Raw genomic sequence first — 25,337 nt, 5'->3', positions numbered from 1 at the left:
GGACAAGGATAAAACATCATGTATGCATTCGAATTGGAGCGGCCCACGACGCTTGCCGACGCGGTGGCGGCGATTGGTGCGGGCGGGCAGGCGCTGTCGGGCGGGCAGACGCTGATCCCGACGCTGAAGGCGCGGCTGGCGGACCCGGGGCGGCTGGTCAGCCTGCACAGCATTCCGGAGCTGAAGGGGGTCTGCACCGACGACGCGGGCCGCATCTGCATCGGCGGGGCCACGACCCATGCGCAGGTGGCGCGCGAGGCGGCGGCGGGCTATCCGGCGCTGGCCGCACTCGCGGCGCGGATCGGTGATCCGGCGGTGCGCAACCGGGGCACGATCGGCGGGAGCACGGCGAACAACGACCCCTCGGCCTGCTATCCGGCGGCGGCGCTGGGGTCCGGTGCGGTGATCGTGACCAACACGCGCGAGATCGCGGCGGACGATTATTTCGGGGCCTGTTCGCGACAGCGCTGGAGGAGGGCGAGATCGTGACGGAGGTGAAGTTCCCGGTGCCCGTGGCTGCGGCCTACGAAAAGTTCATCCAGCCCGCGTCGCGGTTCCCGCTGGTGGCGGTCTTCGTGGCGCGGTTTGGCGACGGCGTGCGGGTGGCGATCACCGGCGCGTCCGAAGGCGGCGTGTTCCGCTGGACGCAGGCCGAAGAGGCGCTGAGCGCCCGCTTCGACCCCGCAGCCCTGGACGGCATCGCGATGGACCCCGATCCCATGATCGCCGACCTGCACGGCGACAAACCCTACCGCGCACACCTCTGCAACGTCATGACCAAACGCGCGGTCATGGCCGCCACGTGAGGGTCCTGCCGCACTGACGAAAGCCCCCGTCGCAGGACTGCGGTGGGGGCCGTGGCATACTGACAGCAGGTTGCCGTGACAGGCGGTCGGGTTGGGTTGTGTGGTGCAGGGCGGGGCGCGCGGACTGTAGCGTGATCCGTAACAGGCGAAATGCTGTCGGCCGTGCGGTGGGGGTGTGCTGCCGGTCGTCGACTGTGAGAATGCCGAGGCCAGAAGTGGCAATGGCGCGTCCCTGTCAACGTCTTTTGCCAAAGATGGGTGGTCGATTCACGCATGCTCTGGGCCGCGCAAGGCGCGGTCGTCATCGATGTTGGTATGGAACTGATTGAAAGCGGGGTGAGGCCCGTGCGGCGGTGATGACGTAGGCTGCCAAGCCCCGGCAGACGCCATTGCAGGTCAGGGTCTGGCCAAGGACGAGGACGTTTCCTTCCCGGCCCTGATTGAGACGGTCATAATCGCCATGAGCGCGGGAGTCATGCCATCGCAGGATGTCCATGCGGTTCACAGCGGTTGCACGGCCGGATCGCAGCGGCGCGGGGTCACGCGCAGCGTCGCACGGCCCATATCCACAGGATCAGCGTCTTCGGCGCGGGGACGGGCAGGGCGTGGTTCTTGTTCAGCTGTGGCGGCTGATCGCGGCGGAAAAGTCCGTTCTTGCGGACCAGCATCGCGCGTCTTCAGTCGCGGGAGGCGCGATTTGGCGGCAGGCATGGCCCGGGGTCATCACGGAGCGACAAGCTGGCAGGGTATTGAAAGCATGTGTCGTCCCGGCTTGTCCTGATGTTCGTGATCCCGTCCTGTTTGCGAGAGACGTGGTGCAATTGGCACGGCGATCCCTACGGTCGTAAAAAGGCGCCGTAGCATCACGGACCTCATCCATTTCAGGCAAGGGCTCTATGGGTGCGAAACCTCCTTTTGCGGCAGGTGCATTAGCCGGTCTAGATGGTATGCGACCTTTTGCTGGCCGCCGCGGTGGCAGCGTCAGTCGCAAGACAGGCGAAACCTATAGCGGGTAGAACCGGCGATGGTCACGATCCAGATCACCGGGCCAAGCGCGATTGGGCGACAGAGACGCACGACCCGCAGCAGCCTGCCGGGCGGACCACGCCGCGTAATGCCACGATGAGAGGCTGCCCCTGATCCCACCTGCCTGCATGCTGCGGCGGACGGGGCGAATGCGATGAATGCGCGACACGGCGCTGGCCCGGACCGGGCATCCGCGTGAGCCGCGCACGGAGAATACGGCGGGTTGTCGTGTCGGTCTGGCTGTTGCGGGCCTCCTTGGCAAAAGCGCATTCTGGCAAGTCCTTGGCCGGGCGCGTATCAAAGCGGTCGGGGGTGACTTGGGTTGCGCTCAGGAGGATAGCTGTGCGGCGACCTGCATATTCATGGTCCGGCCGCGGATCGAAGACCCGCCGGAAGGCGGTGCGCGGGATGATTGCGGTGTATTGAGTTTCGGCTCCCGGCGATACGGAAAGGTCCGCATCACGCGGGTCCGAGAGGACGATCGGTGCATTGCAGGACATCTGTCGCCTGTCCATGACGATACGGTTCAGGTCCGGCATGACGCCGGCGCTGATCGGCGCATGCCGACAGCCGGTCGGTCAGACACAACAGAGGCCGTGGCATGGCGGGGCCAGAGCACCGACGTCGCGGGGACGCGGCGTTGACGGTGCCTGTGGCAGGCCTCAGGGTGGCGGCGGAGGGGACGGCATTGCATCCAAGGCTGACATCGACGGCGATCACGGTCGCGTCGCTTCTGGCGCTGATCGCGCTGTGGGGCGTGGCCGCCTGGGGGATCGACACGCCGCGCACCTTTCCCGCACCCGGCCGCGTGGCCGCGATCATGTGGGCCGAGGCGGCGGATGGCACGCTGCTGCATCATCTGGTGGCCACGCTGGTCCGGGTGGCGCTGGCTTTCGGAATCTCGATGGCCTTGGGCGTGGTGCTGGGGGTGATGCTGGGGACCATGCCGCGGCTGAACCGCTGGCTGGACCCCTGGGTCGTCGTGGCGCTGAACGTGCCCGCGCTTGTGGTGATCGTGATGTGCTACCTCTGGATCGGGCTGAACGAGACGGCGGCCATCGTCGCCGTCAGCTTCAACAAGACCGCGACGGTGATCGTGACCGTGCGCGAGGGCGCACGCGCACTGGACCGCCCGTTGAAGGAGATGGCGCAGGTCTTTGGCCTGTCGCGGCTGGACCGGCTGCGGCACGTCGTGATCCCGCAACTGGCGCCCTATCTGTCGGCGGCGGCGCGCAACGGCCTTGCGATCATCTGGAAGCTGGTGCTGGTGGTCGAATTCCTCGGGCGGCCCGACGGGATCGGGTTCCAGATCCACCTGTACTTTCAGCTGTTCGAGGTGCCCTTCGTGATGGCCTATGCGCTGTCGTTCATCATCGTGATGCTGGGGATCGAATACGGCATCATGCAGCGGATCGAAGACCGCGCGACCCGCTGGCGCCGCGCCGTGGCCGGGGACCGCACCGTCGCCTGAATGGGTTTGGGCCGCCCGTGACCGTCCCGTCCCGGGGTCGTGTCGCAGTTCAATGACTGACGACTACGACCGCGGCAAGTGCCAGACTGATGCCCAGTGCCTCTCGCAGACCGAACGCCTCTTTGAACACGAAGACCCCGAGGCCTGCCATCATCAGGATCGTCGCGGTGGAATAGAACACGCCGATTGCCGAAAGGGAGTGGCTTCTCATCAGGTGGAACCAACCGACCGCAGGCAAAGCGTAGAGAATGGCGCCAAGGACAAAGGAAGGGGTGGTCAGGCCGGACGGCTTTTGTGACGCCACCTTGATCAGGTAGTCGCCGATCAGCGTCACCAGAATGATAGTGGACAAGATCAGCGCCGTTTTCATCGCGCCTGCCGCAAGTCGGCTGGGTGATCCGAAGCGTCCGTGGCCCTGGCCGGAAACGACCAGACTTTGACGATGGAATCGCCGCAGGTGATTTCATCGCCGATGGCAATGTCGCTTGCGGCAAAACAGCCCGGGCCGTGAACCAGGCTGGGTGCGATGTCATGTGGGATGAGGGGCATCGTTGGCCTCTTGCAGAAATTCAGTCTTGGATCATGCGGCATGGCGAAAGCGGCGCTTGAACATAACGCGCGCCGTAAGGGCAAGGCTGTGGCCTTCGGGGATACCCGTCAAGTCTGTTGTGTCCGCTGCGCGCTGGTCGGATGGGCAGACGCGTCCTGTCGCAAGGACATCAAATCGCGTGGGCAAAGGCCGCGGCGTATTGGGACAGGGTCAGGCCGTACCGGCGCTGAAATGCGCGGCGCATGCGCTGGACATCACCGAACCCGCTGTGCCGCGCCACCAGCTTCAGCGGCACCGCGTCCTCCAGCAGGCCGCGCGCATGATCGACGCGCACCCGCTCCACGAACTGGGCGGGGGGTAACGACAGGTGCCGCCGGAACGCGCGCGACAGGGTGCGCGGGTTCATCCCCGCCTCGCGCGCCAGATCGTCGATGGTCCAGGGCCTGCGGGGATCGGCTGTCACGACCTCGATCAGGCGGCCAAGACCGCCCTCGGCGGTGAACTGACCTGCCAGATGCATGGCATACTGGCTTTGCCCGCCCGTGCGCCGTAACTGCACGACCAACTCTCGCGCGACCGTCAGGGCGGCCGTGCTGCCGCAGTCGCCGCGAATGATCGCAAGGGCCAGGTCGATGCCGGTCGTCACCCCGGCCGAGGTAAAGAGGCGGTCTGACGCGACATAGATGCGATCCAGATCCCAGCTGACGGCCGCAAACCGGGCAGCATCGCGCGCGCGTGACCAGTGGGTCGTGGCGATATGCCCGTCAAGCACGCCGGCCGCCGCGAGGATCAGCGCGCCAGAGCAGACCGACATCAGCCGACTGTCACCGCCCTGCGCCGCGCGGGCCTGCACGACGCGGCGCAGGGTCGGGTCCAGCATCATCGCGTCCACGCCCGCACCGCCCGGGATCAACAGGTCGCTGCTGTCATCCGCCGACAGGCAACCGTCAGGCATCAGGGTTAGTCCGCAAGACGCCCGGACCGGGGCACCGTCCACCGTCACATAGCGCAGAACATAAGCGCGCCGGTCGCCCCAACGCGCGTGATCGAAGGCCTGCGACGGTCCGCTGACATCGATGGCATTGACGCCGTCGTACAGCAGGACGTCGATGGTGCGCGGTCGCAGGACGGTGTCCATATCTGACGCCTGATTGACATTCGGGACATCAAGTCTGGCTGCTAGACCCTGATCTGTCAATCTCAACCGAAGGCAGATCCCATGACCACAACACCAGACCGCAGCGGCGGCACCTTTGCGGCCCTGCTGGCGGCGAACACGATTCTGAGCGCCGCCATGCCGATGCTGATCCTGCTGGGCGGTCTGGCGGGACTGATGCTGGCCCCGTCGCCCGCACTGGCCACGGTGCCGCCGTCGGTGCAGGCGCTGGCGGGGCTGATCGCGACCGGACCGCTGTCCGTGCTGATGGGACGGCGCGGGCGGCGCACCGGTTTCATGCTGGGCGGGGGACTGGCCATCGCCGGTGGTCTTGCGGGCACGGTCGCGCTGTTTGCCGGCAGCTTCATTCTGTTGTGTGCGGCCCATGCGCTGCTGGGTGCGGCACTGGCCAGCTACCTTTATTTCCGCTTTGCCGCGGCAGAGGCGGTGCCAGACCGCTGGCAGCCGATGGCCATTTCCCTCGTGCTGACGTCTGGCCTCGTGGCCGCTGTCGTGGGGCCGCAGATCTTCATCGCCGCCAAGGATGCCTTTGCACCCGTGCCGCTGGCCGGTGCCTATGCGGCCGTCGCGGTCGTCACGCTGCTGGGTCTGGTGCCGCTGGCCTTCGTCCGCATGCCGCCGCCCGCGCCGCGCGGCGACCGTCCGGGCGCCGGCATCGTGCAGATTCTTGCGATCCTCGGGCGCGGACCGGTCCTGACGGCGGTCATCGTGGGGGCCGTGTCCCAAGGTGTCATGGTGCTTTTGATGGCACCGACACCGCTGGCGATGACCGGCCTTGGTCATACGGCGGCGCTGGCAGGGGATGTCGTGCGCTGGCACGTGGTTGCCATGTTCGCACCCAGTTTCGCGACCGGCTTCGTCATCACGCGGTGCGGCACACGCCCCGTCATGGCTGCGGGACTGGTCCTGCTGATCGCAGCGGCCCTGACCGCCGCCAGTGGCGCCAGCCCGCATCATTTCCACGTCGCCCTGATCCTTCTGGGGATCGGATGGAACTTTGGCTACATCGGTGCGACGACCCTGTTGGCCAGTGCCGTGTCCGCGGAGGAACGGCCCGTCGTGCAGGGCGTCAACGACACCTTGATCGCGCTTGCCGCGACGGTCTGCGTGGCAGCGTCCGGTGCGGTCGTCACCACCTGGGGCTGGACGGCGCTGGCGATCGCGGCGCTGCCGGTCCTTGCGGTGGCCTTGGTCTGGATCGTGCTGTCCCGCGCCATGTCCGCATCCGTGGCGGGTGGTCAAGCATGAGACCGCGCTGCGGCATCAGCAGGTCCGGTAGCCCATCGCGATCAGATCTCGCCCCGAGATCTGCGTCACGGTCGTGATGCTGTAGCGGGCCTGCGTCATGAACCACTGCTGCAGTTGCGGGCTGTAATACTGCGCCATGATGCGGGACCACTTGTCGAACTGGTCGGCGGGCAGGGGGCGTCCGCTGCGGCTGGGACCGTGAAACCCGAAAGAGGTGCGCGGATCGACGCAGACGTTGCCCGCACCCAGATACATCGTGCAGGAGGAATAGCAGACGCTGCCGCGGATCTCGACCCGCTGGCCTGCGCGCTTCAGCCGCTCGATCAGCTGGGCGCGCTGGCCGACCAGACCACCGCGATCGTTGCCGATGACAAGGGTCTGCTGGGCGGTGGCCGGTGCGGCGACGACGGCGGTGGCAAGGCTGGCGGCAAGGACGAGGTGGCGCAGGGCGGTCTTGGCGAAAGGCATGGCGTATCTCCTGATCAAAGGTGAGATCAGAAGTGGCCGTGCCCCTTAAGTAGCGGCTAAAGCATGGATTTAGGACAGTTTTTCAAGAAATCCGACACACAGGCAAGGCATGGAAAACACGCGTGATCCGCAGGATCCACACGGAAAGCGTGAAGGATTGCACTGATTTTCCGACGACGGTGTTGCAGGATTGAAGGCTGCAACGGCGCCCGGCTGGCAGGATGCGTTAATCAGGGGCGCCGCGATTCGCGCGCAGCGCCCGTTGTTCACTCCGCCGTCCGGGCCCGCCTGCGCCGGCGCCCGTCCGCATCCACACTCCCGCCACCGCCAAGGTTGAAGCTGACCTGCGGCAGCGTCACGACGCTGGACAGATGCGGGAAGGGATCGGTCGCGTGGGGGATCGCGTTGGCGTTGACGAAATGCTCCTGGAACTTCGGGGCAATGGCGGTTTCGACCTTGGTGATCTGGCGGACCGTGACGGCGATGGCGCGCCGGGCCGCGACCGAGCACAGTGCGATCCGCGCGCCGGTGCCGGCGGCGTTTCCGGCAGAGGTCACCTTGTCGAGCGGCGCATCGGGGATCATCCCCAGCACCATCGCGTGTTTCGGGCTGATATGCGCGCCAAAGGCCCCGGCCAGCGTGATCCGGTCCACGTGGTCCACCCCCATCTCGTCCATCAGCAGCCGTGCACCGGCATAAAGCGCGGATTTCGCAAGTTGGATCGCACGGATGTCGCCCTGCGTGACCGAAATCAGCGGCCCGCCCGTCGCGGTGCCGTCGTACAGGACATAGGCATGGGTGCGGCCCGTCTCGACGCAGCGGGGCGTGCCGGTCTGGTCAGCGGACCCGATCAGGCCCTTCGGGTCAACGATCCCGGCCATCCGCATCTCGGCCACCGCTTCGATGATGCCGGACCCGCAGATGCCGGTGATCTGTGGCGTCCCGAAATCGTCATCGGTGGACCACAGGTCGCTGCCGATGATCTTGAAGCGCGGCTCTTTGGTCACCGGGTCGATCTCGACCCGCTCGATCGCACCGGGGGCAGCGCGCTGGCCGGAGCTGATTTGTGCGCCCTCGAACGCGGGGCCAGTGGGCGACGAACACGCCAGAACCCGCGTCTTGTCACCCAGCAGGATTTCCGCATTGGTGCCGACATCGACGATCAGCACGAGGTCTTCGGATTTCCCCGGTTCCTCTGACAGGGCCACGGCAGCGGCATCGGCCCCCACATGGCCCGCGATGCAGGGCAGGATAAAGACCTGTGCGGCCGCGTTCATCGCCGTCAGGTCCATGTCGCGCGCGGCCAGCGCCATCGCGTCGGAAGTCGCCAGCGCAAAGGGCGCCTGACCCAATTCGACCGGGTCGATCCCCAGCAACAGGTGGTGCATCACCGGGTTGCAGACGAAGACGGCCTCGAGGATCTGGTCGGCCTCGATCTTGGCCTCGGTCGCGATCTCGACCGTCAGCGCGTTGATCGCCTCGCGCACGGCGGCGGTCATCTCGACCTCGCCGCCGGGGTTCATCATGGCGTAGCTGACGCGGGACATCAGATCCTCGCCAAAGCGGATCTGCGGGTTCATCACACCGGCAGAGGCCAGCACCGTGCCGTTGCGCAGATCGCACAGGTGCGCCGCGATGGTGGTCGAGCCGAGGTCGATGGCAAGGCCATAGATCCGCCCCTCGTGGAAGCCCGGCCAGATGTCCAGCAGCTGATACTGGTCATCCAGCGACCCGCGGTGCAGGGCGACCGTGACCTCCCAGTTTCCTTTCCGCAGCGCCTTCTGCAGCTTGCGCAACACGGGCAGGGGGGCGTGCAGGTTGTCGATCTGCCATTGCTCTTTCAGCGCCAGCGCCAACCGTTCCAGATCGCCGGAGGGTTCGTGCATGTCCGGCTCTGTCACCGTGACGAAATGCAGCTTCGTCGCCGGGTCCATGATGATGTCGCGGGCGCTGGCGGCCTTGCGCACGACCTGCCGGTGGACCTGGCTTTCGGGCGGCACGTCGACGACGATGTCGCCCTGCACGGTCGCCTGACAGCCCAGACGCCGTCCCTTGGGCAGGCCGCGGATGTCGTCATAGCGCTGCTCGACAGCGTTCCACGGGCTGAGCGCGTCTTCGCGGACCGTAACGCCGTGTTTCGGGAATTCGCCAAACGACGGCGACACCTGACACTTGGAACAGATGCCGCGCCCGCCGCAGACCGAATCCAGATCGACCCCCAACTGCCGTGCGGCGGTCAGGATCGGCGTGCCAACGGCAAAGTGGCCGCGCTTGCCGGAGGGGGTGAAGATCACGAGGGGGTCGGTCATGGGCAGGGGCTTTCGATCAATTCAGCCGCAACCTAGCGATTTTGGCGCGCGGGGAAAGGGCGGTTGCGGCAGGACGCGCGCCGCCCGCGTCACTTGAGGATGTCGGCACCCATGAACCAGACCGCCAGCGGGACGGGGGCTGTCGCCACGCAGACCGTCAGCAGCGTCCAGCCGGGGGCGAACAGGCGGCTGATGCCCGCCAGCATCAGGATGCCGCCACCGCCGCCAAGGGCCACGTTTCCGGGCACATTCAGCAGGACGGCCAGCATCGCATAGCGATAGCGCGTGGCCAGCGGCGCCAGCCAGCGCGGCAGACGGTCCGACAGACTGGCGAGGCGGTTTTCCGGCGGCTCTGTCTTGATGCGATACACCATGTCGCAGGCGCGGATCATGTGCAGGTCGCGGAACATGCCGTGCAGCCAGTCCAGCGACACCCGCCGCCCGATGACATAAGCCAAGAGCAGCCCCAGCACGGTCGCGATCCAGACGAAGGGAGCCATGATCGGCCCCTCCATCACCATCAGGGCAATCGCGATCTCGATCGCGGGGACGAAGGGGATGGCGATGATCGCCGCATAAGCTGCGATGGCGACGATCACGATGGTCGTCATCATGCGAGACCGTGCCGCTTCCTCCAGATCCGCGATATGGCCCTGCAGCCAGTCGAACAGGGCAAGGCCGCCCCAGACCATGCCGCCGATGACGGCCAGCCGCAGGATCAGGCGCGGCAGCGACCGGTGCCACGGCGGCGGCGTGATGGCGTCGGTGGGTTTCATACCGTCTTCTGCGGTGTTCCATGCCATGACGCAAGCGCCGCGGCGGCGGCCCGACCGAACAGGTCGGCAATGATACGCGCACCGGTGCCATGCGCAGGTGCGGCGTTTCGGCCTTTTGCCCACCGCCGTTCCATGCAATAGCGCAGTGCCAAGTGACCACATCAGGAGAAGACCGTGATGGAGATTCGCGAGGCATTGACCTTTGACGACGTCCTGCTCGTTCCCGCAGCAAGCGCCGTCCTGCCCTCGACCGCAGACACCCGCACCCATGTGACGAAATCCATCGCCATGAACATCCCGCTGCTGTCCAGCGCGATGGACACGGTGACCGAAGGCCGCATGGCCATCGCCATGGCACAGGCGGGCGGCATGGGGATTGTGCACAAGAACCTCGACATCGCGGCACAGGCCAAGGAGATCCGGCACGTCAAGCGCTTCATCTCCGGCACGGTCTATAACCCGGTCACCCTGACGCCGGACCAGACGCTGGCCGATGCCCGCGCCCTGATGGAACGCTACCGCGTCACCGGCTTTCCCGTCGTCAACGAAAAGGGTCTGGTCGTCGGCATCGTCACCAACCGCGACATGCGCTTTGCCACGGACGAGAACACGCCGGTCAGCGTGATGATGACCTCCGACAACCTCGCCATGCTGCACGAGCCCGCCGATCTGGACGAGGCGCGCAGCCTGATGCAGGCCCGCCGGATCGAAAAGCTGCTGATCACCGACGGCAAGGGCAAGCTGACCGGCCTGCTGACGCTCAAGGACAGCGAGCAGGCGGTGCTGAACCCGATGGCCTGCAAGGACCATCTGGGCCGCCTGCGGGTTGGTGCCGCGACAGGGGTCGGCGACGCCGGGTTCGAGCGGTCTCAGGCCCTGATCGAGGCGGGCGTCGACATGATCGTGATCGACACGGCCCACGGCCATTCCGAAGGCGTCGCGCGCGCGGTCGAACGGGTCAAGGCCCTGTCGAACGAAGTGCAGGTCGTCGCGGGCAACGTGGCGACCGGAGAGGCGACGAAGGCTTTGATCGGATCGGGTGCCGATGCGGTCAAGGTCGGCATCGGCCCCGGTTCCATCTGCACGACGCGGATGGTCGCCGGTGTCGGCGTGCCGCAGCTGACGGCCGTCATGGACTGCGCGCAGGCCGCGGGCGACGTGCCGGTGATCGCCGACGGCGGCATCAAGTTCTCGGGCGATTTCGCCAAGGCGATTGCGGCGGGGGCATCCTGCGCCATGGTCGGCAGCATGATCGCCGGCACCGACGAATCGCCCGGCGAGGTCATCCTGTATCAGGGCCGGTCGTTCAAATCCTACCGCGGCATGGGCAGCCTCGGCGCCATGGCGCGCGGGTCGGCCGACCGCTATTTCCAGAAGGACGCGGCCAGCGACAAACTGGTGCCGGAAGGGATTGAGGGGCAGGTGCCCTACAAAGGATCCGCCAGTGCCGTCGTGCACCAACTCGTCGGCGGTTTGCGGGCGGCGATGGGCTATACCGGCTGCGCCACCGTGCCGGAGATGCGCAAGAACTGCACCTTCGTGAAGATCACCGGCGCCGGCCTGCGCGAAAGCCATGTCCACGATGTCCAGATCACGCGGGAAAGTCCGAACTATCGGATTGGATAATCATTGATTTTATTGGTTTTTCATTCCTTTTTCTGGTGTTGCTTGCCTTGGAGCGATAGGTGAACGGGACGCGAACATACCAGCCTCGGAAATTGCATCAGTTGCTCGACTGATGCAGATTTGGATAGTGTTCTCCGGAACTGATGCAGCGAGATCAGTTCCGGCGGCCGGTATTCTCAACTTGGCGTCGCGCAGTCGGAAAAGAGCGAGTGATCGCAATATTGGTCGCGACTTGGGATCGCGACGAGGAACTTGAAATCCCTGTTCAACGGCCCCACCCTAAGAAATCGTAGCTCGGCGCTATTAACTCGGCACGCCCCAAATCAACATTCCCGATCCAAGGAAGTGGATGCCCGCAAATTCGATCCGCAGGTTCGGCCAGAGGAGGTTCGCGGCGCGCGCGTAATCATTGAGTTGGGCGAGGTGAGGGCGGGCGGCCTCCAGAGGACTTTGCGGGCCATGGGATTTGAAGTCGATCAATGCCGCTCTCGTTCCATCCGCGCTGCATGCCAAAAGGTCCGTAGTGCCGCGGATTCGTGGACCGTCTGGGAGAATCGCATCAAAGGGCAGTTCGGGATGGAGGGCTGTCAGACCGCACTCGGCCAGCCGGTCGCGGAGTGCGGCGGTCTGTTTTTCAGCGCGGCGAGGGTGCTCTCTTCCAGACCGGTCGCAGGACCAAGGCGGTCAGCGCGCTCAGGGTGTCGGAGCAGCACCCGCATGGCAAGATGGAGCGCGGTGCCGCGTTCGCCCGCGTCGCGGAATGCGTCTTTGGGCAACGGTGTTCCGAGGGAGCAGCTTTTGAGCAACCAGAGCGCGGCCACCCCATGGCTATCCGAAGGGCGTAGAAAGAGCGGTTCGCCTCGTGGTCCAGGATACTCTCGCCGTCCGGGACAGATCCGGGGTTCGGGTGCGGAGGCTGTGATCGGACTTGAAAAGATATTGGGGAAGACTTCTCCGTGAATAGTGATCTGGGCCGGATGGACAGACTTATCGACGGTGATGGCGTCATCGCCGAGCATTAGCCCGCCTTCTTCTACCAGCAGGCTCCAGACTGTGTCCGCATCAGCCTTGCAGAAGTCAGGCCATTCGACGATCAGCAGGTCCCGCGCACGGGTGAGCGCGACGTAGACGAGGCATCGTTCGGTCAACCCGGTGGCCAAAACGGCGAGACCCGCGCGGTTACCGTTGGCGCGCGCTGTCATGAGCGCCGCCAAAGCTTCACGTTGGATCTCGTGCGGTTCAGGGTGGCCCAACGGCGTGTCGTCCTCGACGATCGCCTGCGCCATCTGCGGGAGCGGCTGGCGGCGGCGCCGTGCGGCGTATGTGTCGATCCAGGCCGGCGTGATCGGCTTCACCTGCGGCATCAGCAACAGCTCTTCGAAGGCGCGTCCGACGGGTTCCCAGTCACTTTCACGCGCGACGCTCAGGTTCCATTCGATGCCGTGAGACAAGGCGGTCCGGGTCAGGTTCGAACTGCCAACGATCGCTGTGCCGGTATCGTTGGCGGCGCGAAAGAGCCACGCCTTGGGGTGAAAACTTCCGCCTGCCGTCTCGAACACATGGCAGGCGGCATCCCCTGGCAGATCCGACAGGCGGCGCAGGGCAGCCGGCTCGCTGACGTCGAGGTAGTCACCGACGACGAGCCGGAGCCGCCCTCCACGAGCCAGCAGATCCCTTAGATAGGGCTCCAGCATGACGAGCCCGCTTTCCATCACGAAGGCGACGGCGAGATCGATTGATTGTGAATGATCGATATGATTCACGAACTGACGAAAAAAAGCTGGTCCGTTGCCGGTATGGATGGTGGCCGGTTGTTCGGCTTCTCCTATGGAAAGCGTCAGATGGCCAAACGGTGCTTCAACTTCGATGCGTGTTCCGACAGTCAGATGCGCGCCCAGTGCACCGAGCATGGCCATCTGCTCTGAAAAGTCGAGATCGGTCCAGCTTGCGACATGACGCGGTGCCGCTACGAAATTGGCAGAAGCATGACGTCCCTCGCAAATTTCACAGGGATGAGAGGTTTTGTTCATGTCGCCTAAAAAACTACAATTAGGCCGACGCTATTGTTTGTCCGGACGATTGACCAGGCTGGTTAAACGCAAATTTTCTTTGGCAGAAGGAATTGAAAGGTGGAACCGAAACCCAAGACGCCGGCGCGGGTCTGATAATTTGCAAAATCCGCGCTAGCGGGATTTTTGGAATCGGTCGGTCACTACCCCTGTCGGCCCCGCGATGGCTCTCATGCTTACGATAGTAGCACATCGCGATGTCATCGCGGGTGGGGGATCAGAAACCAACCTGATCGGCGCCTTTCAGTTCCAGTATCTCGCGCGCTTCATCGGGGGTGGCAATTTCGAGTCCCAGTCCTTCGATGATCTGGCGCACTTTCGTGACCTGTGCGGCGTTGCTTTTGGCCAGTTGGCCGGGTCCAAGCCAGAGTGAATCTTCCAGTCCGACCCGCACGTTGCCGCCCATCGCGGCGGCCATCGCGGCGATGGGAAGCTGGTTCTTGCCCGCGCCCAGTACCGACCACCGGTATTGGTCACCGAATAGCCTGTCCGCCGTGCGTTTCATGTGCATGACGTCTTCGGGGTGCGCACCGATGCCGCCCATCAGGCCAAAGACCGTCTGGATGAACAGCGGGGCCTTCACCAACCCGGCGTCGAGGAAATACTTCAAATTGTAAAGATGCGCGGTATCGTAACATTCGAATTCGAACCGGGTGCCAAGCGGGCCAAGCGTGGTCAGGATGTGTTCGATCTGGCCAAAGCTGTTATTGAAGATGATATTCTTGTTACTGATATAATCGCGTTCCCACTGGTGTTTCAGATCGGGAAACCGCTTGAGCATCGGGAACAGGCCAAAGTTCATCGACCCCATGTTGAGCGATGCGACCTCTGGTCGGTGTGCTGCGGCGGGGCGGACGCGTTCTTCGATGGTCATGGTCGGTGCGCCGCCGGTGGTAATGTTGACCACGCAGTCCGAGGCTTGCTTAATGACGCCCAGAAACGGCGCAAACGCTTCTGGCGATTGGTCGGGCCTTCCGTCTTCCGGGTCGCGGGCGTGCAGGTGGACGACCGCCGCCCCGGCCTGTGCCGCCCCGATGGCGGCGTCGGCGATTTCTGACGCGCTGACCGGCAGGTATTCCGACATTGAGGGTGTATGGATCGCGCCGGTGACGGCGCAGGTGATGATGACTTTGCGGGGGTGGGCCATGACGGTATCCTTGGGTTAAATGTGGTCGGCAGACAGGTGGCGGCGCAGCGCGGCAAGGCGCTTGTCGCGACTGTCCTGGCGGGCGCGGATGGCGTCGGGGCTGCGGTCTTGCGGCCACGTCGCGGCGATTTTTTCTGCGATATCGACCGAAAACACCTGCGGTCCGGCGGGTTCTTCGGCCAGTCGCGCATAAAAGCCACCGTAGCGGCTGGCATAATCGACGATACCGCCAGGGGCATTCAGGTCGATGGTTTCTATCGGGCCCATCAGGGCCCAGCGAAGCCCCAGCCCGTCCTTGATGGTGGCGTCCAGTCCTGCGACGCTGACGACACCTTCGTCGAGCAATCGCAGCGCCTCGGCCAGCAACGCGCCTTGCAGCCGGTTCAACACGAAGCCGTCGCGTTCGCGGGCCATGCGGACGGGCACCTGTCCGATGGCGGCATAGATCGCCTCGGCCCGGTCCATGGTTGTCGTCGTGGTCCAGGGGGCTGGGCAAAGTTCGACCACCGGCACAAGGTGCGGCGGGTTCACCGGGTGGCCGACCAGACAACGTCCCCGGTGCGCCAGAGCTTCGGTAAAGCGCGATGCAACGATGGCAGAGGTCGACGAGGCGATGATCGCGTCCGGCGGCGTGGCCGCGTCAAGTTCGGCGAACAGTGCTTGCTTGACCTCGACCTTTTCGGGTCCGTTTTCCTGCACGAAGCCGACGTTTGACACCGCCGCCTTCAGCGTCGGGCAGGTGCGGATACGGGCCAAGGTGCCGTCGCGGTCTTCCAGCAGCCGTTCGTCCACCAGAGTATCGCAAAGCGTGGTCATATCGTCCTTGAAGCGTGCCAGCACGCCAGGGTCAGCATCCCAGACCTGCACCGCATGGCCGGCGCGGGCAAAAAGCACGCTCCATGAGCGGCCAATGAGGCCTGCGCCGATGATGGCAACGGTTTCCGTCATGATGGTCCTTTCAAAGCCAAAGCACCTTGCGGCGCAGATCAATGTCATCGGCCAGCGCGGCAGAGGGTCCTTCGTGGATGATGCTGCCCCGTTCCAGCGCGACGGTGCGGTCAGAGAGGGTCAGCGCAAGGTCAAGATTGTGATCCACGATGATGATGGATACCTCCTGCCGCAAGTTGTCGAAGGTCTCAAAAAGCTGCTCGACAATCGCGGGCGAAAGACCCTCGAAGGGTTCGTCCAGCAGTAACACGCGGGTATCACCGGACAGCGCCCGCGCCACGGCGGCCATCTGCTGTTCGCCACCTGACAGGTAATCGGCGGGGGTGTCGATGCGTTCTTTCAGGCGTGGGAAGTAGGTAAAGATGCGCTCTTCGTCCCAATGTGACCCCGCGCCGGTCTGGCGTTTAATACGTCCAAGTTCGAGGTTGTCCTTGACTGACATGCCCGCGAACAGCCCACGGCCTTGCGGCACATAAGATATCCCAGCCTGCGCCATCGCGGCAGATGGCAGACCGTGCAGCGCGGTGCCGTCGAGCCAGATTTCGCCACTGCTGACAGGGGCGATACCGATCAGGGATTTCAGCAGCGTCGATTTACCCGCGCCATTTCGGCCCAGTAGGGCCACAATCTCACCCTGTCGAAGATCAAAGCTGACATCGTGAATGATGTGGCTTTTGCCATAGCTGACGTTCACCTTGTCCAACGAAAGCAGCACCTTGTCCTGCACGGCCGTGTTGCGCGCCCGGCTTGCCACGACAGAGGTGCCTGACCCGATATAGACCTCTTGCACGCGCGGGTCGTTGCGCGCGGCGTCGACGGTGCCGTCCAGCAGCACCTCTCCTTCGTTCATCACCGTAATATGGTCGGCCAGTTCAAAGACGCGGTCGATGTCGTGTTCGACCAAAAGCACCGGAATATCCGCCGACAGCGATTTGATCAGCAGACCGACCCGTTCGCGCTCGGCCACGGACAGACCGGCCAGCGGTTCGTCCGCCAGCAAAATCCGTGGATTGTTGCCAAGGGCAAGGCCAAGGTCCAACAGGCGTTGGCCGCCGTAAGACAGTGACCCGGCAGCAACGTCTTCCATCCCGGACAGACCGGCGTAGTCCATGATTTGCGCGGTGCGGTCGTTCACCTCAGTCAAATTGCGGGCTCTGATCATCGGGTTCATGCGCTTTGGGTCACCTGCCTGCACCGCAAGACGGATATTTTCCAGCACGGTCAGCGACGGGAACAGGTTGGTAATCTGAAAGCTTCGACCGATCCCGGCTTCCGAGATTTCCTCTGGCGTGCGCCCCGATAGCGGTATTCCGGCAAGGGTCACGGCACCGGCGTCAGGTTTGTAAAGGCCCGACAGCAGGTTGAACGCGGTGGTCTTGCCCGCGCCGTTTGGACCGATCAGCGCATGCAGGGTGCGGTCGCGCACAGATATGTCAACGGCGTCCACCGCTTTAAGACCGCCAAAGTGCTTCGAGATGCCCTGTGCCACAAGCAGTGGACCATCGGAATGATCGGTGGGTTTCAGGAAGGCAGGCAGCGGGTGCACACCGGCCTTGCGTCCGGACATCGCCGCACCGGTCTCGGCGGGGCGGTTGAAGTGGCGTTTGATCTGTCCGGGGATGCCGATCAGCCCGTCGCGCGCGTAAAGCACGAACAGCATGAACACGAGGCCAAACCACAGCAGCCAGTTGTCGGTGTAGATCGACAGGTATTCGCGGAACAGAATGTAGAACAGCGCGCCGACGGCAGGCCCCAGATAGCTGCGCATCCCGCCGATCACGACCATGGCCAGCAGTTCGCCAGAAAACACCACCGACATCGGCTCTGCCGAGGTCATTCGGTTTTTGTAAAGCAGCAGCACCCCCGCCAATGCCGTGATCGTGGCCGACAGCACGAAGGCGGCAAGCTTGTAGCGGTCGACCTTGTAGCCAAGGAAACGCGCCCGCTGTTCGTTCTCTCGGATCGCCAGCAGGACGGTGCCCATCGGCGAATTGTTGAACCGCCATAGTAGCACCAGCATGGCAAACGCGATGACGGCAACCAACCAGTAATAAGGTTCTGACATCTCGAAGTTAAAGCCAAAGAACGCCGGCCGTTCGATACCGCCAAGGCCGTTTTCGCCGCCGGTAACCTCGGTCCAGCGAAAGGCGACAGAGAATCCAAGTGCCGAAAGCGCAAGCGTCATCAGCGAGAAATAAACCCCGCGGCGGCGCAGGATGAGTGCGCCAAACACCGCAGACAGTGCGCCGGTGACAAGCACCGCTACCAGCAGCGGAATGATGAAAGCGCCGCCCATCGCCAAAGAAGTCAGCCCGGCGATGTATGCCCCCAGTCCGAACCATGCGCCGTGTCCAAAGCTGACCAGTCCGGTGCGCCCGGCCAGGATATTCAGGCCCATGCAGGCAAGGCCATAGACCACGACCTCGGTCGCAGAGGTATAGGTTAGGCCAGCGGCCAGGATCACGAAAGGCAACACGACGAGGGCGACGGCTGCAATCAAGAGTGGGTGTATGCGGATCATAGGATTACTCGAACCGTAGGATGCGTTCGCCCAGCAGGCCGCGCGGGCGCAGCAGCAAGACAACGAACATCAGCAAATAAATGGCGGAGGTGGACCACGCCGACAGGCCCACGGCCACCAGCACACCTTTGGTCAGACCGACAAGGATTGCGGCAAGGATGACGCCCCAGAACGATCCCAGCCCTCCGATCACGACCACAACGAAGGCCAGGGTGATGATCTCGGCCCCCATGGCTGGATGGACGGTGTAGATCGGTGATAGCAACACGCCGGCGAGGCCCGCCAAGCCAATGGCGATTCCGGCGACGATCGACAGATAGGGCCGCAGCGAAATGCCAAGCGAGCCGACGATCTCGGGGTTTTGGACACCCGCGCGGACGATCCGGCCGAAGGACGTGCGGTTGAGCAGGACCCAAAGTGCGGCCACCACGGCGACGGCGACGGCAATCAGAAACAGACGGTAGCGTGAATAGATGAAGTCGCCCATGAACACCTGCCCTCGCAGAATGTCGGGCATGTTGTAGTTTTGCGGCGAGGCACCGAAGATCCAACGCAATCCCTGTTCGATCACCATTGCAAGGCCAAAGGTCAGCAGAAGCGAATACAGCGGGTCGATGCGATAGAACCGGGTGAACAGATTGCGCTCTGTCACCATGCCCAGCCCGGCCACCATGACAGGCACTATGATCAGCGCGCCAAAATAGCCGACATAGGGTGTGATCAGGATCGCAAGATAGGCACCGATGGCAAAGAAGGCCCCATGCGCAAGGTTGATGATGCCTCCCAGCGAAAAGATCAGCGACAGCCCCAGCGCGATCAGCAAGTAATATGTCCCGTCCAGTAGACCGTTGAGAACCTGCGCGATGAATAACCCCAGCATGGTGGCGCCTCTCCCTCCCGATATTTTGTAAATGTGCGGCGGGGGGCGTTTCGCCCGCCCGCCAAGCTGTTGGCTAAAATGTGCAAGTGCCGCCGGTGACGCTTTGTGCCAGCGCCTCTAACGGTTCATCTGCGCCGGGCAACGGATCAGAGGTGGTGAAGATGTCGTATTCGTTTTTCACCTCACTCGCAGGAAGTGCGGTGATGTGAGCTGCTGCCGGTTTTGTGGACACGAAGATAAGATCGTGACCATTGAACTGGAGAGTGGATATGACGAGACGGAAGTTTAGCCGCGAGTTCAAGATCGAGGCGGTAAGGCTGGTGACCGAGCGAGGCGTTGCGGTCGCTCAGGCGTGCCGGGACCTGGATCTTGCGGAGAGCGTGCTGCGTCGCTGGATGCGGGAATTGATGGGAGCGCCTGTTGCGGCGTTTCCCGGCAATGGCTTGCAACGCGCAGAATTGGCCGAGATTGCGACCCTGAAGAAAGAGGTCGCCAAGCTCAAGGCGGAGCGTGACATCCTAAAAAAAGGCGGCAGCTTACTTCGCGCGGGAAGCGACATGACGTTCGCTTACGTGGCAAAGCATCGGCACATTTGGCCGGTCAGCTGGATGTGCGCGGTGCTGGGCGTCTCCCGATCCGGCTTTCATGCCTGGCTCAGAAGGCCGATAAGCGAACGCGCGGCTCAGGATGCAAAGCTCGTCCAGTCGATCGACAAGAGCTTCAAGGCCAGCGATCGCACCTATGGCGCCCGCCGGGTCTGGCGTGACGTTCTGGAAGAAGGTCTCGCATGTGGACTGCACCGGATCGAACGCTTGATGCGGCTAAATGCAATGAGAGCGCGGCCCAAACGCCGCGGGAACCCGAAGGATGACGGCGAGCGGTCGGTCATCGCCGACAACATCCTTGACCGCGACTTCACAGCAGACCGGCCGAACCAGAAGTGGCTTGCCGACTTCACCTACATCTGGACCGCAGAGGGCTGGCTCTACGTGGCGGTCGTGCTGGACCTGTTCTCCAGGGTTCGCCATTGTGCTTGAACCAATGGCGCATCAATGGCTCACCGTCGGCTGGTCCATGAAGGCGGAACGGGATGCTTCACTGGTCATGGATGCGCTGATCCCTCTCATGGTTTGCCAGTCATTCCACCGGAATGACCTGCAAACCACTGCCGGGCAGCGGATGGCCGTCTGGCGGCGCGGAAAGGCTGACGCGCTGCTCCATCACTCAGACCAAGGATCGCAATATACCAGTGAGCAGTTTCAGCGCCTGCTGCTGGACAACGGCATCATTTGCCGGGTGAGCCGTGCGGGCAATGTGTGGGACAACTCAGCAATGGAGAGCTTCTTCTCGTCGCTGAAGATCGAACGGACAGCCCGCAAGGTCTACCGCACCCGTGACGCGGCACGCGCCGACGTGTTCGACTACATCGAGCGCTTTTACAATCCGAGGCGACGGCATTCGAAGCTGGGCTATCTCAGCCCTATGGCGTTCGAGGACCGAGCTATGCAAACCTAACCCGGTGTCCACGAAACCGGCAGCAGCTCATACTTGGCCTTCAGCTTGTAGAACGTGGCAGGACCCAAGCCATGCTTCCGGCACAGATCAGCCGTCGGCAAACCAGCCTCCTGCTCTTTGATCATCCCGATTATCTGCGCTTCGGTGAAACAGCTTTTCCTCATCTCGTCTGCTCCTTCAGGTTGGGCAGAAACTACATCAGATCGAGGGAACTTCCGGGCAGCAGGTCAACAATTATCGCTTCGTGGCCGGTCTGCTTCGCGACGGCGTGGTAAACTGGAATGGGTCCGCCGAAGAACTCTGGAATGCGGCGGAAGCGAGCGAGACACGTACCAACTCGCGTGTCGCTCGGGAACTGCGGCCTGCGCTGCCCGCCGAGCTGCCGCTCGACGATCAGCTGAGCCTGGTTCGAGGGTTCTGTCTCTTTCTGAAAGATCGCTAATCAAGGACTTACCCTGCCTTCCTGATGCCGGCGCCTGTCTTGGGCGCTGGTTTTGTTTCGATCACCTTCGCGGCCTCTGATGCGGCAAGGCACCACCGCCGTAGGCTCGCGGCAGCGGTGCGTCGTAAAACGTCTAGGCGGCGTCTGGCCGTGCGACAGCGCCATGGCCCCCGCCGTCGTTCTTTGGTCAGACACGCAACACCCGGGCCCGCCTGCGGAGCCTTTCGGACACAGGTCCGCCGCAGCAGAGTGCCTGTTTTATGCGCTCATCGGTGCAGGACGGCCGCGTCCGGCTGCCAAGGCCACAAACGGCGCCACATTCATCCTTTACGTCAGCCGGCACCCCTAAGTGTGGGACGGGCCGGGATATTCTTTTGCCACGCCCGGGGGTGACTGTGGACAACTCAGGGGGTGAATCAGGCCGCCGTTTCAGGCCAGATGCGTCAACAGAAAATTGCGAAGTTTTCGTGAATAAATCCGTTGACCCTGTAGTCGAAGATACGTCAGATTGTGCAGGTCAAGCAGATGGACACCAGATGTGGTGTCACGCAGCGCCAACCGCTATCGCATTCGTCCCCGATCGGGGCACAAAGAAAGACCACGCCGCAACGCCGGCGCGCAACAGGGGACAGACATGAAGATTGACCGCACGTTTACGCGCAAGGGCGCCGATGCCTACGCCGACATCGCCTTTCGCAGCGCCACATCCGAGATTCGCAATCCGGACGGCACGGTCGTCTTCAAGCTTGAAAACTGCGACATTCCCGCAGACTGGAGCCAGGTCGCATCCGATGTGATCGCCCAGAAATATTTCCGCAAGGCGGGCGTCCCCTCGGCCGTGAAGCGGATCAAGGAAAAGGGCGTGCCATCCTTCCTGTGGCGGTCCGAACCTGCCGAGGGCGCGACCTTTGGCGGCGAAACCAGCGCGCGGCAGGTCTTCGACCGTCTGGCTGGGGCTTGGGCTTATTGGGGCTGGAAGGGCGGATACTTCACCAAGGAATCCGATGCGCAGGCCTATTTCGACGAGATGCGCTACATGCTTGCGACCCAGCGCGCCGCCCCCAACAGCCCGCAGTGGTTCAACACCGGCCTGCACTGGGCCTACGGCATCGACGGCCCGGCGCAGGGCCACTATTACGTCGACTACAAGTCGGGCGAACTGACGAAATCCACCAGTAGCTACGAGCATCCGCAGCCGCACGCATGCTTCATCCAGTCCGTCGCCGACGATCTGGTGAACGACGGCGGCATCATGGACCTGTGGGTCCGCGAGGCGCGCCTGTTCAAATACGGCTCTGGCACGGGCACCAACTTTTCATCGCTCCGCGGAGAGGGCGAGAAGCTGTCGGGCGGCGGCAAGTCGTCGGGCTTGATGGGTTTCCTGAAGATCGGCGATCGTGCCGCAGGGGCCATCAAGTCCGGCGGCACTACCCGGCGCGCGGCCAAGATGGTCATCGTCGACGCCGATCATCCGGATATCGAACAGTTCATCAACTGGAAGGTCATCGAGGAACAGAAGGTCGCCAGCATCGTGGCCGGGTCCAAGATGCACGAACGCTACCTCAACGCGATCTTTGCCGCGATCAAAGCATGGGACGGCACCGCAGAGGATGCCTATGACCCCAAGGCCAACGCGTCGCTGGCCACGGCGATCAAAGAGGCCAAGCGCTCCGCGATCCCTGAGACCTACATCAAGCGCGTGCTGGACTATGCCAAGCAAGGCCACACGGGCATCGAATTTCCGACCTACGACACCGACTGGGACTCCGAGGCCTATTCAAGCGTGTCCGGCCAGAACTCCAACAACTCCATCCGTGTCACGGATGCGTTCCTGAAAGCAGTAGAGGCAGACGGCGACTGGAAACTGATCAACCGCAAGAACGGTGAAGTCGCCAAGATCATCAAAGCCCGCGATCTGTGGGATCAGGTCGGCCACGCCGCCTGGGCCTGCGCCGATCCGGGTATTCAGTATCACGACACGGTCAACGCCTGGCACACCTGCCCCGAAGACGGCGCGATCCGGGGCTCGAACCCGTGTTCCGAATACATGTTCCTCGACGACACGGCCTGCAACCTCGCATCCCTGAACCTGCTGACCTTCTATCAGGACGGCCAGTTCCAGGCAGAGGATTACATCCACGCCTGCCGCCTCTGGACCGTCACGCTGGAAATCAGCGTCATGATGGCACAGTTCCCCTCCAAGGAAATCGCGCAGCGGTCCTATGACTTCCGCACGCTGGGTCTGGGCTATGCCAACATCGGCGGGCTGCTGATGAACATGGGGCTGGGCTACGATTCTGACGCGGGCCGCAGCATGGGTGCCGCCCTGACCGCGATCCTGTCCGGCGTGGCCTATGCCACCAGCGCCGAAATGGCCGGAGAGTTGGGTGCCTTCCCGGGCTATGCCCGCAACGCCGACCACATGCTGCGCGTCATCCGCAACCACCGCACCGCGGCCCGTGGCAAGGCGGACGGCTACCGCGACCTGGATATCAAGCCGGTCCCGCTCGACCATGCCAACTGCCCGGATCAGCGCCTGATCGCCCTCGCGACCGACGCCTGGGACGAGGCGCTGCGCCTTGGCACGGCGCATGGATATCGCAACGCGCAGGTCAGCGTGATCGCCCCCACCGGCACCATCGGTCTGGTCATGGACTGCGACACCACGGGGATCGAGCCTGACTTCGCGCTGGTAAAGTTCAAGAAGCTCGCCGGCGGCGGCTATTTCAAGATCATCAACCAGTCGGTGCCGGCGGCCCTGGAAAAACTGGGCTACGGCTCTGCCCAGATCGAGGAAATCATCGCCTATGCCGTCGGTCACGGCAGCATGGGGCAGGCGCCCGCGATCAACCACACCTCGCTGATCGGTCACGGCTTTGGCCAGACCGAGATCGCCAAGATCGAAGCCTCGCTGAAGGCCGCCTTCGATATCCGCTTCGTCTTCAACCAGTGGACGCTGGGCGAGGATTTCTGCCGCAAGGCGCTGGGTATCCCGGCCGAGAAGCTGGCCGATCCGACCTTCGACCTGCTGCGCCACCTCGGTTACAGCAAGGCTGACATCGACGCCGCCAACGCCCATGTCTGCGGGACGATGACGCTGGAAGGCGCGCCGCACCTGTCGCCCGACCACTACAGGGTCTTCGACTGCGCCAACCCCTGCGGCAAGATCGGCAAGCGCTATCTGTCCGTGAACAGCCACATCACGATGATGGCGGCGGCGCAGTCCTTCATCTCGGGCGCGATTTCCAAGACGATCAACATGCCCAACGACGCCACGATCGAGGATTGCCAGCAGGCCTATGCCCTGTCGTGGTCGCTGGGGATCAAGGCTAACGCGCTGTACCGCGACGGGTCCAAGCTGTCGCAGCCGCTGGCCTCCGCACTGGTCGAGGATGACGACGACGCGGCAGAGATCCTGTCCACTGGATCGAACCACGAAAAGGCCGCCGTGCTGGCCGAAAAGATCGTGGAGCGCATCATCATCAAGGAGATCGCCAAGTCCCAGCGCGACAAGCTGCCGGAACGGCGCAAGGGCTACACCCAGAAGGCCATCGTCGGCGGCCACAAGGTCTATCTTCGGACCGGCGAATATCAGGACGGCAAACTGGGCGAGATCTTCATCGACATGCACAAGGAAGGTGCGGGTTTCCGCGCCATGATGAACAACTTCGCCATCGCGGTCTCTGTCGGCCTGCAATACGGCGTCCCGCTGGAGGAGTTCGTCGACGCCTTCACCTTTACCAAATTCGAACCGGCGGGCGGCGTGCAGGGCAACGACAGCATCAAGAACGCGACCTCGATCCTCGACTACATCTTCCGGGAACTGGCCGTGTCGTATCTGGACCGGACCGATCTGGCCCATGTCAAACCCGAAGGCCATGCCTTCGATGACATTGGCCGCGGGGTCGAGGAGGGGGTGACGAACGTCGCAACCCCGTCAGAGGCGGCGGCGTCCCGCTCGCTCGAGGTGCTCAAGCAGATCAGCTCCACAGGATATTTGCGCAAGCGGATGCCGCAGGACCTGATCGTGCTGCAGGGCGGCATGGGCGCGATGGCCGACACGATGGAGGCGCTCAAGGCGATCGTCCCGCAGGTCGCCGTGGGCCAGACCGGTCAGGCGACGTCCCTGTCCTCGGGCACGATGGCTGCATCGGGCAGCCTGACCGCCCGCGACCGGGCCAAGATGCAGGGCTATGAAGGCGACCCGTGCGGCGAATGCCAGAACTACACGCTGGTCCGCAACGGCACCTGCATGAAGTGCAACACCTGCGGCGGGACCAGCGGCTGCAGCTAAAGCGGCGCAAACTACTGGTGCGGCTGGCATCGTTCTTCATCTGGACGGGCAAAGTCGGCCAAAT

18 protein-coding genes and 3 pseudogenes are annotated in these 25,337 nt (G+C 63.6%); 7 read left to right on the top strand and 14 right to left on the bottom strand.

Annotated elements, in window-relative coordinates:
• The first annotated feature begins 18 nt into the window (after positions 1-18).
• Positions 19-806 (top strand): annotated as a pseudogene (locus GLR48_RS17845) (FAD binding domain-containing protein).
• 539 nt (positions 807-1,345) lie between these two features.
• Here the strand turns inward: GLR48_RS17845 and GLR48_RS25720 are convergent.
• Both GLR48_RS25720 and GLR48_RS17840 read right to left on the bottom strand, forming a co-directional pair.
• Positions 1,346-1,474: a hypothetical protein gene (locus GLR48_RS25720; protein ID WP_272911428.1), complete on the bottom strand. Its 129-nt coding sequence runs from the start codon at positions 1,472-1,474 to the stop codon at positions 1,346-1,348.
• Positions 1,475-1,846: 372 nt separating this feature from the next.
• On the bottom strand, positions 1,847-2,371 hold the full coding sequence (locus GLR48_RS17840) for a hypothetical protein (protein ID WP_237063416.1): 525 nt from the start codon (positions 2,369-2,371) through the stop codon (positions 1,847-1,849).
• 62 nt (positions 2,372-2,433) lie between these two features.
• Between GLR48_RS17840 and GLR48_RS17835 the strand changes: the two genes are divergently transcribed.
• Positions 2,434-3,303, top strand: coding sequence for an ABC transporter permease (locus GLR48_RS17835; protein WP_237063414.1), 870 nt, complete (start codon positions 2,434-2,436; stop codon positions 3,301-3,303).
• Between the two features lie 49 nt (positions 3,304-3,352).
• Here the strand turns inward: GLR48_RS17835 and GLR48_RS17830 are convergent, their stop codons facing one another.
• Positions 3,353-3,673, bottom strand: coding sequence for a hypothetical protein (locus GLR48_RS17830; protein WP_237063412.1), 321 nt, complete (start codon positions 3,671-3,673; stop codon positions 3,353-3,355).
• 349 nt (positions 3,674-4,022) lie between these two features.
• Positions 4,023-4,991: a GlxA family transcriptional regulator gene (locus GLR48_RS17825; protein WP_237063410.1), complete on the bottom strand. Its 969-nt coding sequence runs from the start codon at positions 4,989-4,991 to the stop codon at positions 4,023-4,025.
• A gap of 81 nt (positions 4,992-5,072) precedes the next feature.
• On the opposite strand from GLR48_RS17825, the gene GLR48_RS17820 reads away from it, so the two are divergent.
• Positions 5,073-6,278, top strand: a complete 1,206-nt coding sequence (locus GLR48_RS17820) for an MFS transporter (RefSeq protein WP_237063408.1) — start codon at positions 5,073-5,075, stop codon at positions 6,276-6,278.
• Between the two features lie 15 nt (positions 6,279-6,293).
• On the opposite strand, the gene GLR48_RS17815 is transcribed toward GLR48_RS17820, so the two are convergent.
• The 3 genes from GLR48_RS17815 to GLR48_RS17805 form a co-directional block, all read right to left on the bottom strand.
• Positions 6,294-6,746: a hypothetical protein gene (locus GLR48_RS17815; RefSeq protein ID WP_237063405.1), complete on the bottom strand. Its 453-nt coding sequence runs from the start codon at positions 6,744-6,746 to the stop codon at positions 6,294-6,296.
• Positions 6,747-7,012: 266 nt separating this feature from the next.
• The gene (locus tag GLR48_RS17810) at positions 7,013-9,055 is read right to left on the bottom strand and encodes an ASKHA domain-containing protein (protein ID WP_237063403.1); all 2,043 of its coding nucleotides are present in this window, start codon (positions 9,053-9,055) and stop codon (positions 7,013-7,015) included.
• A gap of 89 nt (positions 9,056-9,144) precedes the next feature.
• On the bottom strand, positions 9,145-9,831 hold the full coding sequence (locus GLR48_RS17805) for a hypothetical protein (protein ID WP_237063401.1): 687 nt from the start codon (positions 9,829-9,831) through the stop codon (positions 9,145-9,147).
• A gap of 177 nt (positions 9,832-10,008) precedes the next feature.
• Between GLR48_RS17805 and guaB the strand changes: the two genes are divergently transcribed.
• Positions 10,009-11,457: an IMP dehydrogenase gene (gene guaB / locus GLR48_RS17800; RefSeq protein ID WP_237064588.1), complete on the top strand. Its 1,449-nt coding sequence runs from the start codon at positions 10,009-10,011 to the stop codon at positions 11,455-11,457.
• A 303-nt stretch (positions 11,458-11,760) separates the two neighbouring features.
• On the opposite strand, the gene GLR48_RS17795 is transcribed toward guaB, so the two are convergent.
• From GLR48_RS17795 to GLR48_RS17770, 6 genes are all read right to left on the bottom strand, one after another.
• Positions 11,761-12,048: a hypothetical protein gene (locus tag GLR48_RS17795; RefSeq protein WP_442915847.1), complete on the bottom strand. Its 288-nt coding sequence runs from the start codon at positions 12,046-12,048 to the stop codon at positions 11,761-11,763.
• Complete coding sequence (locus GLR48_RS17790; RefSeq protein WP_237063397.1) at positions 12,045-13,487, bottom strand: phospholipase D-like domain-containing protein; 1,443 nt, start codon at positions 13,485-13,487, stop codon at positions 12,045-12,047. The genes GLR48_RS17795 and GLR48_RS17790 overlap by 4 nt, the downstream gene beginning before the upstream one ends.
• Before the next feature lie 256 nt (positions 13,488-13,743).
• Entirely contained in the window at positions 13,744-14,673 is a 930-nt protein-coding gene (locus GLR48_RS17785) for a 3-keto-5-aminohexanoate cleavage protein (RefSeq protein ID WP_237063395.1), read from the bottom strand.
• Positions 14,674-14,688: 15 nt separating this feature from the next.
• Complete coding sequence (locus tag GLR48_RS17780; protein WP_237063393.1) at positions 14,689-15,621, bottom strand: 3-hydroxyacyl-CoA dehydrogenase; 933 nt, start codon at positions 15,619-15,621, stop codon at positions 14,689-14,691.
• Positions 15,622-15,631: 10 nt separating this feature from the next.
• Positions 15,632-18,142, bottom strand: a complete 2,511-nt coding sequence (locus tag GLR48_RS17775; RefSeq protein ID WP_237063391.1) for a branched-chain amino acid ABC transporter ATP-binding protein/permease — start codon at positions 18,140-18,142, stop codon at positions 15,632-15,634.
• A gap of 4 nt (positions 18,143-18,146) precedes the next feature.
• Entirely contained in the window at positions 18,147-19,022 is an 876-nt protein-coding gene (locus GLR48_RS17770) for a branched-chain amino acid ABC transporter permease (RefSeq protein ID WP_237063389.1), read from the bottom strand.
• A gap of 269 nt (positions 19,023-19,291) precedes the next feature.
• Here GLR48_RS17770 and GLR48_RS17765 point away from each other — a divergent pair.
• A pseudogene (locus GLR48_RS17765) lies at positions 19,292-20,537 on the top strand (IS3 family transposase).
• A gap of 11 nt (positions 20,538-20,548) precedes the next feature.
• Here GLR48_RS17765 and GLR48_RS17760 read toward each other — a convergent pair.
• Positions 20,549-20,701, bottom strand: a pseudogene (locus GLR48_RS17760) (transposase); the annotation flags it as partial.
• Positions 20,702-20,781: 80 nt separating this feature from the next.
• Here GLR48_RS17760 and GLR48_RS17755 point away from each other — a divergent pair.
• Entirely contained in the window at positions 20,782-20,979 is a 198-nt protein-coding gene (locus GLR48_RS17755) for a MobA/MobL family protein (RefSeq protein ID WP_336886646.1), read from the top strand.
• 634 nt (positions 20,980-21,613) lie between these two features.
• A complete protein-coding gene (locus tag GLR48_RS17750; protein ID WP_237063387.1) occupies positions 21,614-25,273 on the top strand; it encodes a vitamin B12-dependent ribonucleotide reductase in 3,660 nt (1,219 codons plus the stop codon).
• Positions 25,274-25,337 lie beyond the last annotated feature (64 nt).

Origin of the sequence: Loktanella sp. M215, assembly GCF_021735925.1 — a bacterium.
In the GTDB taxonomy this organism is placed as follows: domain Bacteria; phylum Pseudomonadota; class Alphaproteobacteria; order Rhodobacterales; family Rhodobacteraceae; genus Loktanella.
Note: the sequence above shows the minus strand (reverse complement) of the source record. Positions and strands in the feature narration are given on the sequence as shown.

Coding starts and splice junctions, on each gene's coding strand:
- GLR48_RS25720 (WP_272911428.1), bottom strand. CDS start 1,474: ATGCTGGTCCGCAAGAACGGACTTTTCCGCCGCGATCAGCCGCCACAG.
- GLR48_RS17840 (WP_237063416.1), bottom strand. CDS start 2,371: ATGCCGGACCTGAACCGTATCGTCATGGACAGGCGACAGATGTCCTGC.
- GLR48_RS17835 (WP_237063414.1), top strand. CDS start 2,434: ATGGCGGGGCCAGAGCACCGACGTCGCGGGGACGCGGCGTTGACGGTG.
- GLR48_RS17830 (WP_237063412.1), bottom strand. CDS start 3,673: ATGAAAACGGCGCTGATCTTGTCCACTATCATTCTGGTGACGCTGATC.
- GLR48_RS17825 (WP_237063410.1), bottom strand. CDS start 4,991: ATGGACACCGTCCTGCGACCGCGCACCATCGACGTCCTGCTGTACGAC.
- GLR48_RS17820 (WP_237063408.1), top strand. CDS start 5,073: ATGACCACAACACCAGACCGCAGCGGCGGCACCTTTGCGGCCCTGCTG.
- GLR48_RS17815 (WP_237063405.1), bottom strand. CDS start 6,746: ATGCCTTTCGCCAAGACCGCCCTGCGCCACCTCGTCCTTGCCGCCAGC.
- GLR48_RS17810 (WP_237063403.1), bottom strand. CDS start 9,055: ATGACCGACCCCCTCGTGATCTTCACCCCCTCCGGCAAGCGCGGCCAC.
- GLR48_RS17805 (WP_237063401.1), bottom strand. CDS start 9,831: ATGAAACCCACCGACGCCATCACGCCGCCGCCGTGGCACCGGTCGCTG.
- guaB (WP_237064588.1), top strand. CDS start 10,009: ATGGAGATTCGCGAGGCATTGACCTTTGACGACGTCCTGCTCGTTCCC.
- GLR48_RS17790 (WP_237063397.1), bottom strand. CDS start 13,487: ATGAACAAAACCTCTCATCCCTGTGAAATTTGCGAGGGACGTCATGCT.
- GLR48_RS17785 (WP_237063395.1), bottom strand. CDS start 14,673: ATGGCCCACCCCCGCAAAGTCATCATCACCTGCGCCGTCACCGGCGCG.
- GLR48_RS17780 (WP_237063393.1), bottom strand. CDS start 15,621: ATGACGGAAACCGTTGCCATCATCGGCGCAGGCCTCATTGGCCGCTCA.
- GLR48_RS17775 (WP_237063391.1), bottom strand. CDS start 18,142: ATGATCCGCATACACCCACTCTTGATTGCAGCCGTCGCCCTCGTCGTG.
- GLR48_RS17770 (WP_237063389.1), bottom strand. CDS start 19,022: ATGCTGGGGTTATTCATCGCGCAGGTTCTCAACGGTCTACTGGACGGG.
- GLR48_RS17750 (WP_237063387.1), top strand. CDS start 21,614: ATGAAGATTGACCGCACGTTTACGCGCAAGGGCGCCGATGCCTACGCC.